The sequence below is a fragment of the Lunatimonas salinarum genome (genome assembly GCF_017811155.1).
GTDB classification, from domain to species: domain Bacteria; phylum Bacteroidota; class Bacteroidia; order Cytophagales; family Cyclobacteriaceae; genus Lunatimonas; species Lunatimonas salinarum.
Genome location: NZ_JACVCV010000148.1, coordinates 1 through 275 on the forward strand (window position 1 = coordinate 1; position 275 = coordinate 275).

Annotated in this window: 1 pseudogene; it reads left to right on the plus strand. The window is 49.5% G+C overall.

Going from position 1 to position 275, the window contains the following annotated elements:
* A pseudogene (locus tag IAQ59_RS22905) lies at positions 1–263 on the plus strand (hypothetical protein); the annotation flags it as partial.
* Positions 264–275: the final 12 nt, after the last annotated feature.

Consider the following 275-nt stretch of genomic DNA (forward strand, 5'->3'; position numbering starts at 1 on the left):
TGACAAATCTGGAAAAAAAGGACCGCAGAGCCTACGAGCAGAGCCTGAAGCGCTACCGCGACCTGAAAAACGCACTCGACGCAAGTGAGCAGAAAGGGCTGGAGAAAGGGCAGGAAATCGGTGAGCAGAAAAAGCTACGGTCAGGCATCATCAACCTTTACAGAAAAAACATGCCGTTAGACCTGATCGCTGAAGTCATGGAAGTGGATGTCGTCGAGGTGAAGAGGATCCTAAAAGAGGAGGGGTTGATTGCTGAGACCTAAGATTTAAGACGT